We start from the raw sequence: 16,587 nt of genomic DNA on the forward strand, positions 1-16,587 counted from the left end.
GGCCTGATCCTATGAATTCATTTCAGCAACAACGCGCCTTCGATGGGCACATACCGGCTGGCCGCGCGAATCAGCGAGTTCGCGGTCAGCCCCGGCACCCCGTAGGCCACGGCTTCGACGCCATGTTTGCTGATCACGCGCTCGAGCAGCATATCGAAGTCGCCATCACCTGACGCCAGCACTATTTCGTCGACTTGCGGCGCGAAGTCCATGATATCGATGGTGATGCCCACATCCCAGTCGCCTTTGGCCGAGCCATCGCTGCGCTGAATGTAAGGCTTGAGCCTGACAGTGAAACCCAGATTGCGCAGGATCTGCTGGAACTGCTGCTGCTTGCTGTCGCCCCGGTCAATGGCGTATGCAAAGGCGTGAACAATCTCGCCGCGCTTACTGATGTCCGCCCACAGTGCGGCGTAATTGAAATGACAGCCATGCGCCTGGCGCACGGTGTAATACAGGTTCTGCACGTCGGCGAACACCGCAATCTTCTTCACCGCAATTCCTCATGGCGGGCAACGCCCGCTGGTTACAGCGATCCGGAATGTGAATCGGCGACCAGTATGCCAGCTTGAGGAAGGAAGTGAGCTTCAACTATCGTGCGACGCTGCGCGTCGCATGCATTTCTGGACGCTCCGCGTCAGGTCTCAAGTATGCGGCGCGGCGCAGACCTGTGACGCGGAGCGTCACCCAAGGCATTCCCACGCTGGAGCGTGCGGAACGATCATTGCCGTCTCAAACAAACGAATCGTCATCCGAAAACGGGTCACTGCCATCATCGACGCTGTCATCGGCCGTGAACTGCTGATCCGGCTGGCCCCAGTTGCCTTGATCATTGAACGAGCCGGTGTCCTGCAAGGGCGGCGCGTCATGAATGACTTCGACAATCTCCTGCGGCTGGCTGTGATGGCTGAACATACTGCTGATACCTTCGGCCAACAGCACGCCACCCGCGACACCGGCCGCCGTCTTCAACGCGCCGCCGAGGAAACCGCTACCGGCAGCAGGCGCGGCATACCCGCCCTGTGGCGCTGCGGGTGCAGGCGCTGGATTGAACCCCGCGCCATCACGCCAGCCGCCACCGGAGGCCTGACTCGATTGCGATTGAGGCGCACGCGCTGTGCTGTTGCCAAAAATATTCGACAAAAACCCGCCACTGGCCGGTGCCGATGAGGATTGCCCCTTGGCCTGCTGAAGCTCGGCCTGCAATTGCTGAATCTGCTCGTCGCGCTGTTTGATCTGCTGATTCAGCTGATTGACCGCGGCCTCCTGCACCAGAATCGCCTGCGTCATGTAATACGGCGCAGCGGGCTGGCGAGCCAGATGCTCCTTGATACGCGCCTCGGCCGCCGCATCGCGCGGGGCCGAGGCCGCTTCGGCGTCTTTCAGTTTCGAGAAAAGACCGTCGATCAGGGTTTGTTCTTCGCTGTTCATGACCACCTCACTGAGTTGCCACTTAACTTCTTCCCTGCCGCAATGACAGGATCATGCTCAGGAAATGGGGCCTCCTCCACGCGCTTCAATGACATGAAAAAAAAGATAACCAGCCGCGCCGCCGCACAACCGCTGCGCTTGGTTCGGCCAGGGTCATGGGCTAAAGTGGCGACCTGCTTTTAGCCTGTGATCTATCTACATGAACCCGTTGACCGTCATCCAGGATTCGCTCTACTTCTTCCGCCGCCATCTGGGCGGCATTCTGGTCCTGTGCCTGCCGCTGGTGATTCTCGAAGTCCTCGCCAAGCAAGCCTTGAGCAGCGCCATGTCCGCCGAAACCTCGCCGGCCTACACCCTGGTGATCGGGCTGTTCTTCTACCCGATCTACACCGCCGCACTGATCCTGTTTCTCGACGCCCGCAGCCGCGGCGAGGAGGCGCAAACCCGCGACCTGCTGGCCATGGCCTTGCGCCTGTGGCCAACTTTCGCGGTGCTCTCGGCCATGAGCACCCTGCTGATCATGTTCGGCCTCTCGCTGCTCGTCGTCCCCGGCCTCTGGGTGATGGTCAAACTGGCGTTCAGCGAATACTTGCTGGTCCTGCGCAAACTCACACCGTTCATGGCCATGCGCGAAAGCATGCAGATGACCAACGGGCATTTCACGCGCATTCTGGTCTGCGTACTGGGCGTCTACATTCCGCTGTGGCTGCTCGAAGGCGTCAGCCTGTACGTGTTTCCCGAACCACAGAGCCTGCCGGTTTCGGTGGCCATCGACAGCCTCAGCAGCTTTCTGCAACTGTTCACCACCATCGTGATGTTTCGCTTGTTCATGCTGGTCAGCGAGCCTGTGCACAGGGCCTGAGTCAAAGGCAAGGGCTGACGTCAGACGCACCGATTCGGTATGCTCGACGCCGAATCCCTCACCGAGCGCCAGGCGCTCCAAGTCGAGCCGATGCCCCGTGTCCTGATACGTCTGACCTTGTCCTTTCTGCTGTTGATCGTCGTGCTGCTGGTGCTGGTTTACCAGATGACCTGGCGCCCGCCCGCGCACGAGTTACTCGCCGCCAGCTGCAACCCGGCGGTTCAAGCCCCGAAGCTGGTGCCCGGCCAGGCCCTGAAAGTCATGACCTGGAACATTCAGTATCTGGCGGGCAAGCGCTACGTGTTCTGGTACGACATGGCCGACGGCAGCGGCCCGGACGAACGTCCGACACCTGAAGACCTGGCCTACAACCTCGATGAAGTCGCCCGGGTGATCCGCGATGAACAGCCGGACATCGTGCTGCTTCAAGGCGTCGACGACGGTGCCAAAAACTCTGATTATCAGGATCAGTTGAAGCTGCTCGAGGAGCGCCTGATCGACCTGTACCCGTGCAGCACCCAGGCGTTCTACTGGAAAGCGGAATTCGTGCCCGACCCGCACATCTGGGGCAGCGTCGGCAGAAAACTCGCCACCCTCAGCCGCTTCCACATCGACAGCGCCGAACGCCTGCAACTGCCGGTGCCCGACACCAACCTCATCAGTCGTCAGTTCCAGCCCCGGAATGCCCTGCTGGTCAGCTATCTGCCTCTGCGCGACGGAGGAAAACTGGCCGTCATCAATACCAGCCTGACCACCGCCAAACGCGACGGCGCTGCGCAAAAACAGATCGCCGCCACCGAAACACTACTGGACAAACTGGAAGGCGGCGGCACCCCCTGGCTGATCGGCGGCGACTTCAACCTGCTACCACTGGGCCAATACCAGCGCCTCCCAGAACCGCAGCGCCTCGGTTATGCAGCCGACAGCGAGCTGCACGAACTGTGGGAAAAATACCCGATGATCCCCTCCAATGCAGAGTCCAGCGGCATTGATCGCAGCAAATGGCTGACCCGCTTTCCCAACGACAGCCGCATCAACGGGCCGGACAGGACAGTGGATTACCTGTTCTACAGCCCGGCCTTGAAGCGCGTCAGCGCAAGAGTGCGCAGGGATGACACGCTGCTGATATCTGATCACTTGCCGGTGATCGGGCGGTTTTTGTTGCCGGTATTGCCTTGAAACGTTAACAGGCAGTACTACGTTTGCAGCATGCATACAAAAACTGCGAAGAACCGTAGTACCGCTATCCGTCCAGGACCAGAGACAGGTCCGGGTAACGGGCGCACATGAAATCGACAAACGCTCGGACCTTTGGAGCCGCCAGGCGCCTGGACGTGTGCAGGACCCAGAGCGCCGGCTCGACACCCGACACCGTGCCCCACTGAACCAGCTCACCCTGGGCAAGCTGTTTCCATGCAATGGACTGTGGAATGAGAGCGGCGCCACCCCCGGCGATGGCAGCGTCGCGGACCATCAGCAACGAAGAGAACTGCAGCTTCGGGACAGGCTCCAGAACCAGCGCCCCGTCATCAAGCGTCCAGTAAACGGGCTGGAAACTCGACGTGACGATGCCGGGGACTGACCGGATCGCGCCCGGCGACGGCTTGATCACCTCAGGCGCGGCGACCACCACCATCCGGTCCTTTGCGAAGCAGCGCCCGACCAGATTGCTGTCCTGACTCGGGTTGATCCGAATGGCGACGTCAAATTGCTCTTCAACAAGGTCCACCATGCGGTCTTCCGCTACGACTTCAATCACGACTTCAGGGTAGGCCGCACAAAAATCAGCGCCGATGCGGCCCATCGCAAGCTGAGAAAACAAAATGGGGGCGGCGACACGCAGACGTCCACGCGGCGTCAGAACACCCTCCCTCGCCGCGACCATTGCGTCAGCCACCTCGCTCAGAGGGCCTTCCGCGCGTGACACCAGCAACTCACCGGCTTCGGTGAGTTTCAGTCCGCGAGCGCTGCGCTCGATCAGCCTGACGCCCAGTTGATTTTCAAGGTCGGCAATGCGGCGCGACAACGTGGCTTTGGAAATGCCGCTCGCACGGCTCGCCTTTCCCAACCCCTCGTTGGTTGCGACAAGCATGAAGTCGATCAGCGCGTTGAGGTTCATGGTGTTCCATTTATGAAACGAGGTGTCTGAATTTTGTGGCCTTCGTTTTATTAGCGCAACGGAATACTTTCTCTTCAGCGGAACGCACTCATACCGTTTTACAGACGGACCAGGTTATTGCGGCCTTTATTCGCTGATCTCTCACTCTTTCATGCCGGAGTTTCAACTATGAGCATTCTTGTTATTGGTGCCACGGGCACTATTGGCGCCCTCGTCACCCAAGGCCTTGCTGACGCAGGTGCCGAAGTCAAAGCCCTGGTACGCCAGGCCGGTAAACGTGAATTCCCTGCGGGGGTCACTGAAATCGTCGGCGACCTGACCGATGTAGCGTCGATGCGCGTTGCCTTGTCGTCGGTGCGCACGCTGTTCTTGCTCAACGCAGTAACGCCCGACGAAGTAACCCAGGCACTCATCACGCTAAACCTCGCTCGCGAAGCGGGCATCGAGCGGATCGTTTACCTGTCGGTGATTCATGCCGATACGTTCATCAACGTCCCGCACTTCACCGGCAAGTACGCGGTCGAGCGCATGATCGAGCGTCTCGACATTCCGGCAACGATTCTGCGTCCCGCTTACTTCATGCAGAACGACCGCATGGTCCAACAGACTATTCAGAACTACTCGGTATACCCGATGCCAATCGGTTCGGCCGGCGTTTCGATGATTGATACACGCGATATCGCAGATGTCGCCGTTGCAGAGTTACTGCGACGTGACAAGGCATCTTCTGCACTGGACCGCGTGACGCTGGAGTTGGTGGGGCCGCAGGCGCTTACCGGTGCATCGGCGGCCAGGGTCTGGAGTTCGGCTCTGGGTCGCGAGGTCGCTTACGGGGGTGATGATGTCGCCGCTTTCGAAGCGCAACTGGCCTCGTACGCACCCACTTGGCTGGCTTATGACATGCGCTTGATGATGGCGGGCATCCAGACCTTTGGCATGCAGTCAGCTGAAGGAACCGTCGAAAAGCTCCAGACCCTCATTGGGCACCCGCTGCGCACTTACGAAGCGTTTGTGCACGAGGCAGTCGCCGAGGTTTGAACGGGCAAGCCAGACAGGGTGGAGTCGACTCCGTTAGTGCACTGCACACGCCAACGGTAATAAGCGAAACCTTGTCCCCTGCCAGGAATTTAGCGTACCTGGCCTTGTCACAATTTCCGTTGCAGGAGCAATCTCGCCAGCGGTCGACCCACCCCCATCACAGGAGAAGCGTGTGACCTCCAGACAATCCTTATTGAATCATGTCGCCAAAACGTTCGATGTTCAGCCCGATTTCCCTTGGAGTAAATTTCCGGATTATGCCGTTCTTCGGCATGCTGGCTCCGAGAAGTGGTTTGGAATAGTGATGAACGTCCCGAAAGAAAAACTCGGGCTCAAAGGCGAGGGAGAGCTTGATATTCTGGATGTGAAATGTCGTCCGGAAAAAGCCGGCTCACTGCGTCAAATGGAAGGGATTTACCCTGGCTATCACATGAACAAAGAGCACTGGATCAGCGTAGCGCTGGACGGCTCGGTGCCAGCCAAACATATACATGAGCTTATTCAGGATAGCCATGATCTGACCAGATAGCAGGAAGCCGGGCAATACAGGCGTATGCCCGGACGCGTAGCGCTGACGGTATGATCATTGGCTCGGAAATCTGTCCAGATTAGTCGGCCTTGAATACCTTGGTGAGCTGACCAGGCGCCAACCATCTGAATGTCGTCCTAGCGCAGCCAATGTGACAAAACAGTTTGAACCGTTTCTGGACGCGCTCGCCTAATGATTAGCCTGCGGATACCTCCATAGGCTGCGTGCCAATATCGGCATACTTCAAAGGGTGATGAACGTGGCTAAAGACGAAAAGAAAAGCAAAGGTGAAGCCTCGAAAGCCAGCAAGGACTTGAAAGACAAAAAGGCCTCCCCGGAAAAGAAATCAGCAGCAGCCTCGAGTCTTTCTAAATCCTCCGAAAAGAAAGACAAGAAAAAAGATGCTGAGCCAAAGAAAGCTGCAAAAAAAGCTGACAGCAAGCCAGAAAAGGCCAAGAAGTCAGACAAGGTAGAGAAAGCAGAAAAACCGGCGAAAAAGAAAAAGTGATGTCTGCTGCCTGCCAGGGCGTTACGCCCTGGCGTCTTCCGGGTCTGTTGCCACAAGTATCCAACATCGTGCGTTTTCTATTGCCAATGCTGACTTGAGCGGCGCCCTGACCGCCTGAAGTTTCAACGTTACTTCGGAGCCACTGCCAAAGGTGCTACAACGCTCGGTGTGCGGCTGACGCGTGTAAACCAGACGTTTGACAAAAACACCGCGACGCAGACCGCGGTCACCAGAAATGGAACCCAGAACGTGTGCCAGGCGGACAACATGAACTCGGCGGCGAGTGCAATGACAGGCACGCAAGGCGTCAGAATCGAGACTCGCCCTCCTCCCAGTTGCTGGATTGAATACTGAAGGCTGAACACCGGGATCAATACCGAAACGACGGCCAGTCCGACTAACTGGAACAACATCTGTGTATCAAGCGTAAACAGTTGGACAAGCCCTTCCCTGCCGACCCATCCGGTAACGAGCATCAGCAGAAAAAACCGCGTACAGAGGATGTCCATGGCGCTGTACTGCTTGCCAAGGTTAAGACGTCCCGAACAATACACATAAACACCACCGGTAATCCCTGCCACTGTTGCCAGCGCAATGCCCTCATACAGACGTTCGACGCTGACCATCGCAGTCGCCCCTAAAAGCACGCGAACGATCACCAGCCCCAAAAGTGAGGCAAGTATCAACAGCGCGCCTATCCAGCGGAAACGACTGATCGGCGTCTTCAAGGCGATGGCTTCGCAGATCAATACAACCAACGGCATCCACCCTTGATAAATCGCCGACTCGACGGAAGCTTCTATTCGTTGAAGGGCCATGAACATGAACCACCAGCTGAACAGCGTCAGGACATTGATCAATACCACCGCACGCCATTTTTCTCGCAGAAGACGAAGCGGATCATGACCTCGCAGCAAATGAACGATATAGAACGTCGCCCATGCCATCAGAAAAGTGATGAATGTCAGTGTCGCACCGCTGATGCGAGAGAACGCGAACATTACCCACACTGCTGAAAGGGCAGTCGACAGGCAGTACATCGCCATGCTGAAAGCCCCAAGATACCCTGCGTTCATGATCCCTCCCGGTGCGCGATTCTGGTAGTCAACACGTTGCTCATCCAACCCTTAAAGTGCTTCGACCTGGGTGGGCTGATAACCCTGAAGCGCATCGAAATCCGCACGTAGAGACTTGGGATCAAGGTTATAGAACGTCAGAATTCCCGCGTTATCCGCCAGTGATTTCGAATCAACCACCATGCCGGGAGACACTTTCCACTCAATGACGAATTCACTGGAAATCGGCGGATTGTTCAAATGGCTTATCTTGCCCTTGCGCAAAGGCAACAATGCGGACACGACATTGTTTTTCGAATGCGGCTGGATGGTGTTCAGTTTCTCAGAGCCTGCCGTCAGGTACAGGTTGGCGTCGATCAGATTGATGTCACTGTTTTTCTCGTGGTAAGGCACACCGATACCACCCGGAACTCGCGCGGCTATTTCAAGAAAAACAGGCTCGCCGCTCTCATGATCGACAAAGACTTCGTGATGCGTCGAGCCGTTACGAAAATTCAACGACGCAATCACATCCCGGTTGAATGCCTCCAGACGGGACTTCAGCGCCGGGTCGAGTACAGGAATGACGCTCAGCGGTTTACCCTGAACAAAGTCAAAGTTGGTGCAGCCCAGTTCAAGCACGCCGCAGTACCTGACTTCGCCGTCTACAACGAACGAATCGCACTGGAACATCTGCCCATTGATGAACTCGTCGACCTCGTATTCAAAGTGAAACAGCGAAGCCGTTATCTGCTCGCGAGTCGCCAGAAAACCGGACTTGTCGTGAACGATGGAGACTTCAAAGCTGCCGGCAGAGTTCACAGGTTTGATCACCAGTGGCAACCCGAAAGCAGCACACAGCTCGGTGTAATAGCCATCGGGATCTTGCGTCAGACGTGTCTGGTCCAGCTTTGCAAACGCCGGGATACGAATGCCTTTGCTGCTGACCGCACCTTTCATACGTACTTTGTCACGGAAGTTTGATACGACACCCAGCGTGTCGCCTTCAATACCGAACTCTTCTCTGAGCAGCGCAGCCAACTCGACATGGCATTCTTCCTGGCAGAAAATCCTGATCGCCGACGAATCTCCCCCCAGTCTGCGCAACTCGTCACTTATAACAAGACGGCACTGTTCATGGTCCAGCAGCGTACGAATGTTGCGATGCGGATCGCCGTCGGCACGAATAACCACCGACATATGCGACTCGATCTTGTCGAGCAGGACATCCGCACGATCGGCGATCAGTACCGTTCTGCACGTGTCATGCAGCGTTTTCAAGGCCGCGACACTGGCGAAGTTCAGGTAGTGGGGGGTCAGGAAAACAATTGTTTTAACCATGATGGCTGTCCTCGATAAAGTCGACGTTCATGCGGTAGAGGAGACGAGCGTCATCGCCGCCCACACTTTTGGGAATGACCGGGCCTCGGTGCATCGTCGAAAGGTTGTCCCAGATGACGATATCGCCGGGCTGATATTTGTGCTCGTAACGAGGGGCGTGAAGCACCAGAAAGTCCAGTAATGTATCCAGAACCCGGTGGGCAAGAGCATCCGGCAAGCCCTTGATACGCATTGAAGTCCCGGCAGTGGCGTACAGGGAATGCGCGCCGGAGAGAGGATGTACAGTGACCAGTGGATGCAGAACTGCGCCGTTTACGTGCTGAATCTCACTGTCATTCAAGGACTGCGATTTGGCATCGGTGTTACGTAGCACGTCGCGGTTGCCGAAGACGTGATAAACATCCAGCGCATCGAGATCCAGCGCCTGAATGAATTCCGGGCATTCACGACTGTTCATCCATTGCTGCACCGCTTGCAACCCGGCAACACAATCCATGAACTCGGTCTGGCCGCCCAACACAGGAACATGCACCGATAACATGGAGGTGAACACCGTGTTTGCGCTCTTGTACGACATGTCCGTATGCCAATAAGCCCCGCCGTCATGCACACCCAGTGGCTGGTCGTCCTTGTAGACGTTGGTGATGGTCAGCACTTCGCGATAATCACTCAGGCAGAAATTCTCCAGAACATGCAGCACTGGCGTTCCCAGGCGACGGATCAACCGCACATAGGGCTCAACGGCAACATTCTTATTCGCAATGACAACGACCTTGCTTTGAGCGACCTCGTGACGCAACTCTGTATCCGACATGTGTAGCGCGTCACCGAGCTGCAAGCGCAGTGGTGCGAACTCTCTCACGCCCATGACACACGCTCCTGCGCCCGAGGCTGCCCGATACTCGCGTTAGCGGAGGGAATCATTGTATTGACCGATGCATACCCTGACGCAGCACCTGCCACGTAAAGTCCATCGACAGGACTTTGGCCGTTCTGATGTGCGGCGAAGCCGGTGCCTTGATCCAAAAGATGCGGCCAGTCCGTCGCCGGCAACTGCGCGGTAATACCTGTTGCGGAAACCAGGCTGCAATCGTCTCTCAGGTAATCAATGCGCAACTCGTATCCCGGCGCGTCACTCAGGCGACTCAACAGCCCCTCATTGGCCGACGCTTCACAGGAGCCTTTCAACAGCGGATGGCTGTTCAGCTCTTCAGTCAGTATCAGCCTCAACGAGCTGTCCACTGCCTGGAGTTCGCTGTAGGCGTGCAACCAGAGACGCGCCCGGCTGGCGGCCGAATGATTATTGAGCGGGCCTTCACACGTGTTCAGGGTGGACTTGGCAATCATTTCCAGCGTGCGCTGACTAAGCGAGCGCAAGGCAAAACGATTGTCGGTCTCCTGCGGATAAAGCCCGAGGTAAGACTTGACCAGGATGGTGATATTGCGAGCCAGGGGCGCCAGTAGCAGAGCAATCTGAAACGCACTGTTGCCGCTCCCGAATATGAAGACGTCTTTGTCCCGGTAATTTTCTATCTGTTCGCAACTGGCTTCGCTGTAAACGTCGAAACAGCTTTTCCATGGCTTCCCTTCCAACGGGATCGGCACAGACTTTGGCCTTATGCCGGTGGCCAGAATGACCCGGGAGGCCCTGAGAATGCGTTTGTTTCGGGTGTCGCCCAGCACCATCTCGAATACATCGGCATTTTTCTTCAACCTCAGGACACGGTCCTGAACAAGGACGAAGGGCAGCGCTTCAAAGTTGCCTTTGATGTAATCCGCATATTCTCTGCCGGTCGGGCTGATCGACAGATGCTGCATGAAATTCTTGAGCGGAAGCGGAGCGCCCGCTATTTCCAGCTCATTGCAATACGTGCAACGGCAAATCTCCCATCATGCCCATGCAACCGCCGAAGAAATCACTGACTACAGCGACCTTCAGATCTTTGCCAAGCAGTCTTATCGACTCACTCAGACCTGCAGGACCACCACCAATTACGATGACATCGAACATGCACTGATCCATTACATTGCCTCCATACGTCTGCAGGCCTCGTCCAGAACGGGTCTCGACGCTGAGAATGAAAATCTGACTTGGCTATGGCTGCCTTCCATATAAAACGGACTTGCCGCCAGCGGCATGACCCCCACGTGCTCGGCCATGTGCTGGCTGAATCGATGGGCATCCATCTGCGGCGCAATGTGTGAGTAGTCGGCCATGATGTAATGGCCGCCTGCAGGAAGGCCGATCTGGAAGCCCGCAGCTGTCAGCGTTCGGGCCAGACGGTCACGCTTGTCTCGGTAAAGTTTTTGCAGTTCATCAACTCGCTGTGGAGTCAACTTGTCCAGTAACAGCGCAACAGCCCCCTGCAGCGGACGAGGTTGGCAGTAGCTGAGATACAGGTGACGTGCATAAGCACTTTCAACCAGTTGAGTATCCCCGAGCAGCCAGCCGATACGAACGCCTGTCATGGACAGCATTTTGGATGCGCTCCCCGCACTCAACCATTTGAATGTTCTTTCGGGAAGGTCGCCGGAATCTATCGTTTCATAGCTGTAATATTTGTAGGCCTCGTCCAGAATGACCAGAAAATCATAGGTGGCCGAGAACATCTCCAGTTGCTTCCAGTCTTCATCGCCCATGCACCAACCGGTAGGGTTGTGCGGCGTGTTGAGCAACAGGATTCGGACACCGTCACGAAGTTGTGCTTCGACCTGCCCCCAATCAGGACCACCACCCGAAGACACAGACGCAAGCGGTACGGTGACGAAATCCATTCCGCAGAGACTGGCGAGCCCCGGATAATAAGGATAAAACGGCTCAAAAAAGATGATGCTATTGCCAAACTCTGATCGCGCCGCCATCAGCGCAAGAAGTAATGCTTCCGTGCATCCCGACGTGACCAATACACCTGTATCAGTACCGCCTTCCGGTAAAAAGCGCTGTGCAATTCGTTCACGAAGCATACCCTCCCCGCGAGGGTCGGCGTATTGCCAACCCTCTACAAGCTGGGTGACCAATACACTATTCATTTCATCGTCAAACAGCGGTTCAGGAAGCCCTTGGGACAAGTTTACCGCGTGCATCTGACGGGCGTAGTTGCTGGCCTCTTTAAACAAGGCAGCACGGCCGACTAACTCCAAGAGTTCCATAGTGCCTGGCTTCCTTCACATGAATAACGAACTTATGAATGAGTGGCGATGCGATCGAGCCCCTTCCAGAACTGTGTCAGCAGCCCGAGTACATCGTGAGCACCCTCAAGAATGTCACCGCCTCTGTCACTGTATTTGGCTGCTTCCATGACCGCTTCGCTGATCCATTCCACATGATCCGTTTCGACCAGCATGTGCAGGTAGAAATACGTGAAGTCTTCATGCTTCCAGCCCTCGTATAGCCTGAAACCCTCGTAAAGATTGGCGATCATGGGGAAGCCGAACTCTTCGATAATGTAGTGGGCACCGATGGCATGCTCAGTCGACCCTTCGAGGAAAATCCGCTTCAGGCCATCCACGAGCTTGTGAGCCTCGGGAATGTAATCGACGGTTTGCCAATCATCGAGTTCGACGCCTACACCTTTGAGCACACGTTGGAACATCAGAAAATGTGGCTCGCCTACCCCATCGCCCAACTCGGAAACGACGGTACGCGCCAGTTTCATTCTGATTAATTCATTCTCAGTACGGTGAGAAGTGCCCGCCAGAATCTGAGGAAAGGTACGAATGTAATAAAAGTACTGTTGAAAGACGCGCTTTAAAACAGGCTGAGCCAAGGGGGCTTTGCGAAAAGTCTTGTAGAAGACATTTTCATTGATCCCTGACTCATCAATCATTTGCTTCATCGAAAGAATGATTTCTTCACCGGTAAGACTGTCCGACTCTTTTCTCTGGGCCAGCATAGGTACCTCCAGTAGGATAAGGTTGTCTGAATGGCTGAGACGACGGTCGCCGCCTGTTTCATATAGTAAACAGCGCTATGCTTAGAGCCAATTGATTGTTGCAATGGTCAACGAGTTACCGATATACAAAATCTGAAATTGGATCCTCTTTTTCATTTTTATCTTTGCAAATCAAAAGCTTGAAAATAATAGGGCGCGGAGCAGCCCGCACAAAAGGTAAGCTTGCTAACCTTTTAAAATAAAGGACGCACGAGGGGAAAACCTTCAAAAGCCTTTGAATTAACTGGAATTTCTTATAGTGAACAAGAATTTTGTAGATATCGCGTGCATCATCAGGACGGAGCGCGCTGCGCGAGGCTGGTCAATCGGGACCCTGAGCGAGAATTCAGGCGTCTCCAAGGCGATGATCAGCAAGATCGAAAACGCCCAGACAAGCCCGACCTCCAGCATTCTGGGCAAGCTCTCCGGAGCGTTCGGGTTGCCTCTCTCCACACTGCTTCACCGAGCAGAAGGCCGCTCCGGACTGCTGTCAAAGGCAAGTGAGCAACCCATCTGGGTCGACCCCGAAACCGGCTATAGCCGCCAGAAGGTTTCACCCCCTGAAGGATGGCCGCTCGAACTGGTCAACGTGAAAATCCCGCCTGGCGTCAGCATCAGCTACCCGGCAACCGCCTACGCATTCCTCCACCAGCAGGTATGGGTCACTCAAGGGCAGTTGACGTTTACCAAGGGACAGATCACGTACCTGCTTGAAAAGGGCGATTGCCTGCAACTGGGCTCGCCCGAGGAGAAGTGCACGTTCAGTAATGAGACTGACGAGACGTGTGAGTATGTGGTGGCGCTGGTTTATCGGTGAGTGAGGAGGCGGATCGGTTATCGCATGAGGTGGCTGAGCCTCCTCGCCGGTGACAGCCGCATCAATGTCCGAATCCCGGCGAGGATGACTCGTTGTGTGGTCGAGGTTGAAGCAGTCTGTGCGATACAGAGCGCTCACCCTGACACACTGTTACGTCGTTACGTCCCCCTCGGCTTAACCCGCGCCGTCGCCTCCGCCACCAACGGGTCATCCGGCCAGTAATGCTTCGGATACCGCCCCTTCAAATCCTTCTTTACCTCAATGTAAGTCGACCGCCAAAAGTTAGCCAGGTCCTGTGTAACCTGCACCGGACGACGCGCCGGGGACAGCAGGTGCAGCATCAGCACTTGCCGCCCATTGGCAATGCGTGGCGTATCGGACAATCCAAACAGCTCTTGCAGCCGCACCGACAAAATCGGCGGGTGGTCGCTGTAATCGATGCGGATATTCGAGCCGGACGGCACTTGCAAGGTCTGCGGGGCCTGCGCTTCCAGTTGTTGCGGCATGGGCCATGGCAGCAGGTTGCGCAGGATAGATGACAGGTCGAGCTGGCTGAAATGGCTGAGCCGAGTGACTTTGCCGAGGTAGGGCATCAGCCAGTTTTCGAGTGTCGCCAGCAGTTGCGGGTCGCTCAGGTCGGGCCATTCGCTCGTGCCGTTTTTGTCGATGTCCAGGTTGCGCAGCAGCGCGATACGCGCCTGCCACTGACGCAGTTCCGGCGTCCATGGCAGCAGTTCCAGGCCTTTGCGACGCACCAGCGCCAGCAGCGCGTGGCTGCGGGCTGCGTCGTCGAGGCCGGTCAGCGGTTCGCGGCTGATAATCAGCTCGCCCACTTTGCGCTGTCGCTCGGCGCGGAATACGCCTTCGCGTTCGTCCCAGTCGATCTGGTCCACGTTGACGACTTGCTCGGCGAGCACGGAGTCGAACAGCGCCGGATCAAACTCGGCGGCAAGGTAAATGCGTTCTTCGCGCTGACCCTGTCGGCTGCCGAGGTCTGCGATGACCAGCCATGGTTGTTTCATCAACGCGTCGGCCTCGGCGAACAGTGCCGCACGACCGTTGGCCAGCCGGTACTCGGCACCGCCGGGGCGACGTTGTTGTGCCACGCGATCCGGGTAGGCCAGCGCCAGCAGAACGCCCAGCCAGCGTGAATGATCGGGATCGCTGACCGGGCTTTTCGCAGTGCCGCGCAGGTATCCGCGATATTGCCGTGCCAGTTGTTTAGCCCGCTGCACGCCGCCCTGTGCGCCACGCGCAGCACGCTCGGTGCCCGCCAGCAAGGTCAGGCGGCTGTGCAGGTCCGCGCCGCCACCGCGCAGGATGTCGCGTTCGCCCAACAGCGCGGCCACGTCACAGGCCAGTTCGCCCAGGCCCAATGCATGCCCGCGCAACAGCAAGTGAGCGATGCGTGGATGGGCGGGCAACTCGGCCATCGCCTGACCATGGGGCGTCAGGGCGGGCAGTTGACCCGGCTGATTGCTCAGCGCTTCAAGCCTGACCAACAAATCCTGCGCCTGTGCATAAGCCGCCGCGGGCGGCACGTCGAGCCAGACCAGTTGCCCAGGCGTAACGCCCCAGCGCGCCAGTTGCAGCGCGAGCCCGGCGAGGTCGGCCTGCAGAATTTCAGCCGCCCCGTAGGCGGCCAGTTGGTCGTGTTGCGCCTCGGACCACAGCCGGTAACACACGCCTGGCTCCAGCCGCCCTGCCCGTCCGGCCCGCTGGGTGGCGCTGGCGCGGGAAATGCGCTGGGTGTCGAGGCGCGTCATGCCGCTGCCCGGATCGAAACGCGGCACCCGCGCCAGCCCGGCATCGATCACCACCCGCACGCCGTCGATGGTCAGGCTGGTTTCGGCAATGTTGGTCGCCAGCACTACCTTGCGCGTACCCTTTGGGGCCGGTTCGATGGCTGCGCGTTGCGCATTGAGGTCCAGCTCGCCATGCAAGGGGCAAAGCAGAATGTCGGCACGCTCGCCCAGCGCTTCCGCCAGTTGCTGGTTGACCCGACGAATCTCGGCCTGCCCCGGCAGAAACACCAGCAGGCTGCCGGACTCGCTGCCCAGCGCATCCAGCACCGTCTGCACGACTCGCGGCTCGACAAATTCACCCGGCTGAAAAGGACGCCCCCACTGCATGGTCACCGGAAACATCCGCCCGTCGCTGCGTATCACCGGCGCGTCATCCAGCAACGCCGCCAACCGCTCGCCTTCCAGCGTGGCCGACATCAGCAGAATCTTCAGCGGCTGATCATCACGAAACAGCTCCCGGCCATTGAGGCTCAGGGCCAGCGCCAGATCGGCATCGAGGCTGCGCTCGTGAAACTCGTCAAAAATCAGCAGCCCGACACCTTCCAGTGCCGGATCGTCCTGCAAGCGACGCGTAAGAATCCCCTCAGTGACCACCTCAATGCGCGTCTTCGGCCCGACCCGGCTTTCCAGACGAATCCGATAACCGACGGTCTCGCCCACCTTCTCACCCAGCTCACTGGCCAGGCGCTCCGCTGCCGCCCGCGCAGCCAGACGGCGCGGTTCGAGCATGAGAATTGTCTGCCCGGCCAGCCAGGTTTCCTCAAGCAGCGCGAGCGGCACACGCGTGGTCTTGCCCGCGCCGGGAGGGGCTTCGAGCACGGCTTCGTGGCGGGTGGTCAGGGCCTGGCGCAGGGCTGGCAGGACGGCATCGATGGGTAACGAGATCATGGGGGCTCCCGGAGAGGTGCGGGGAGTATACCGGGGTGGAGTTGGGGAATCAGGCAGCGTGTTTTAGCTTAAGGGAAGTCGGATGGTGCGCAAACGGCTGAGGGCTACAGGAGAGGTGCGCTTGTAATGCGGAAAAACATTTTGGAAAGACATCTCAGTGCTTATCTGCTGTGCCTTATGCCTGCCAGTGGGGGTGTCAGAAATTTTGTGTTTGGGCATAACATGAGTAAGAGGTGCATGTATGCCAACCAAAAAGAAACCC

At 57.3% G+C, this 16,587-nt stretch carries 18 protein-coding genes; 6 read left to right on the plus strand and 12 right to left on the minus strand.

What is annotated here, in order from left to right; translation table 11 throughout:
* Positions 1-17: 17 nt before the first annotated feature.
* Both ABJ99_RS11735 and ABJ99_RS11740 read right to left on the minus strand, forming a co-directional pair.
* The gene (locus ABJ99_RS11735; RefSeq protein WP_003313837.1) at positions 18-494 is read right to left on the minus strand and encodes an NYN domain-containing protein; all 477 of its coding nucleotides are present in this window, start codon (positions 492-494) and stop codon (positions 18-20) included.
* Positions 495-732: 238 nt separating this feature from the next.
* Complete coding sequence (locus tag ABJ99_RS11740; protein ID WP_054085983.1) at positions 733-1,431, minus strand: DUF2076 domain-containing protein; 699 nt, start codon at positions 1,429-1,431, stop codon at positions 733-735.
* A gap of 199 nt (positions 1,432-1,630) precedes the next feature.
* On the opposite strand from ABJ99_RS11740, the gene ABJ99_RS11745 reads away from it, so the two are divergent.
* The gene (locus ABJ99_RS11745) at positions 1,631-2,293 is read left to right on the plus strand and encodes a YciC family protein (RefSeq protein ID WP_007252499.1); all 663 of its coding nucleotides are present in this window, start codon (positions 1,631-1,633) and stop codon (positions 2,291-2,293) included.
* Between the two features lie 39 nt (positions 2,294-2,332).
* Positions 2,333-3,472: an endonuclease/exonuclease/phosphatase family protein gene (locus tag ABJ99_RS11750; protein ID WP_054085984.1), complete on the plus strand. Its 1,140-nt coding sequence runs from the start codon at positions 2,333-2,335 to the stop codon at positions 3,470-3,472.
* A 64-nt stretch (positions 3,473-3,536) separates the two neighbouring features.
* Here the strand turns inward: ABJ99_RS11750 and ABJ99_RS11755 are convergent, their stop codons facing one another.
* Entirely contained in the window at positions 3,537-4,412 is an 876-nt protein-coding gene (locus ABJ99_RS11755; protein WP_054085985.1) for a LysR family transcriptional regulator, read from the minus strand.
* Positions 4,413-4,580: 168 nt separating this feature from the next.
* Between ABJ99_RS11755 and ABJ99_RS11760 the strand changes: the two genes are divergently transcribed.
* The 3 genes from ABJ99_RS11760 to ABJ99_RS11770 all read left to right on the plus strand — a co-directional run bounded on the left by ABJ99_RS11760 (position 4,581) and on the right by ABJ99_RS11770 (position 6,487).
* Complete coding sequence (locus ABJ99_RS11760; RefSeq protein ID WP_054085986.1) at positions 4,581-5,450, plus strand: NmrA family NAD(P)-binding protein; 870 nt, start codon at positions 4,581-4,583, stop codon at positions 5,448-5,450.
* 172 nt (positions 5,451-5,622) lie between these two features.
* Positions 5,623-5,979, plus strand: a complete 357-nt coding sequence (locus tag ABJ99_RS11765; protein WP_054085987.1) for an MmcQ/YjbR family DNA-binding protein — start codon at positions 5,623-5,625, stop codon at positions 5,977-5,979.
* 250 nt (positions 5,980-6,229) lie between these two features.
* Positions 6,230-6,487 carry a hypothetical protein gene (locus ABJ99_RS11770; RefSeq protein WP_054085988.1) on the plus strand — a complete coding sequence of 86 codons (258 nt, stop codon included), beginning with the start codon at positions 6,230-6,232 and terminating at the stop codon, positions 6,485-6,487.
* A 128-nt stretch (positions 6,488-6,615) separates the two neighbouring features.
* Here ABJ99_RS11770 and ABJ99_RS11775 read toward each other — a convergent pair whose 3' ends face one another.
* Genes ABJ99_RS11775 through ABJ99_RS11800 form a run of 7 tightly spaced genes read right to left on the minus strand, consistent with a single transcriptional unit; the run spans position 6,616 to position 12,776 of the window.
* Positions 6,616-7,563, minus strand: a complete 948-nt coding sequence (locus ABJ99_RS11775; protein WP_054085989.1) for a DMT family transporter — start codon at positions 7,561-7,563, stop codon at positions 6,616-6,618.
* Between the two features lie 51 nt (positions 7,564-7,614).
* A complete protein-coding gene (locus tag ABJ99_RS11780) occupies positions 7,615-8,883 on the minus strand; it encodes an ATP-grasp domain-containing protein (protein WP_054085990.1) in 1,269 nt (422 codons plus the stop codon).
* Positions 8,876-9,751, minus strand: coding sequence for a TauD/TfdA dioxygenase family protein (locus ABJ99_RS11785; RefSeq protein ID WP_054085991.1), 876 nt, complete (start codon positions 9,749-9,751; stop codon positions 8,876-8,878). Before ABJ99_RS11785 ends, ABJ99_RS11780 begins: the two co-directional genes overlap by 8 nt.
* On the minus strand, positions 9,742-10,701 hold the full coding sequence (locus ABJ99_RS11790; protein ID WP_169790454.1) for an NAD(P)-binding domain-containing protein: 960 nt from the start codon (positions 10,699-10,701) through the stop codon (positions 9,742-9,744). The genes ABJ99_RS11785 and ABJ99_RS11790 overlap by 10 nt, the downstream gene beginning before the upstream one ends.
* Positions 10,702-10,741: 40 nt before the next feature.
* The gene (locus ABJ99_RS28645; protein ID WP_217997733.1) at positions 10,742-10,894 is read right to left on the minus strand and encodes an FAD-binding protein; all 153 of its coding nucleotides are present in this window, start codon (positions 10,892-10,894) and stop codon (positions 10,742-10,744) included.
* An 11-nt stretch (positions 10,895-10,905) separates the two neighbouring features.
* Positions 10,906-12,033: a pyridoxal phosphate-dependent aminotransferase gene (locus ABJ99_RS11795; RefSeq protein ID WP_054085992.1), complete on the minus strand. Its 1,128-nt coding sequence runs from the start codon at positions 12,031-12,033 to the stop codon at positions 10,906-10,908.
* Between the two features lie 32 nt (positions 12,034-12,065).
* Positions 12,066-12,776 (minus strand): iron-containing redox enzyme family protein, encoded by a 711-nt coding sequence (locus tag ABJ99_RS11800; protein WP_054085993.1) that lies wholly within the window; start codon positions 12,774-12,776, stop codon positions 12,066-12,068.
* Positions 12,777-13,074: 298 nt separating this feature from the next.
* Between ABJ99_RS11800 and ABJ99_RS11805 the strand changes: the two genes are divergently transcribed.
* Positions 13,075-13,632, plus strand: a complete 558-nt coding sequence (locus ABJ99_RS11805; RefSeq protein ID WP_080378126.1) for a helix-turn-helix domain-containing protein — start codon at positions 13,075-13,077, stop codon at positions 13,630-13,632.
* A gap of 158 nt (positions 13,633-13,790) precedes the next feature.
* On the opposite strand, the gene hrpB is transcribed toward ABJ99_RS11805, so the two are convergent.
* Both hrpB and ABJ99_RS29110 read right to left on the minus strand, forming a co-directional pair.
* Positions 13,791-16,325, minus strand: a complete 2,535-nt coding sequence (hrpB, locus tag ABJ99_RS11810) for an ATP-dependent helicase HrpB (protein ID WP_054085995.1) — start codon at positions 16,323-16,325, stop codon at positions 13,791-13,793.
* A 63-nt stretch (positions 16,326-16,388) separates the two neighbouring features.
* Positions 16,389-16,587: hypothetical protein (locus ABJ99_RS29110; RefSeq protein ID WP_230081014.1), on the minus strand; the 199-nt coding region annotated here is incomplete at its 5' end.

It is taken from the genome of Pseudomonas syringae pv. cilantro (assembly GCF_001293775.1).
GTDB classification, from domain to species: Bacteria; Pseudomonadota; Gammaproteobacteria; order Pseudomonadales; family Pseudomonadaceae; genus Aquipseudomonas; species Aquipseudomonas syringae_P.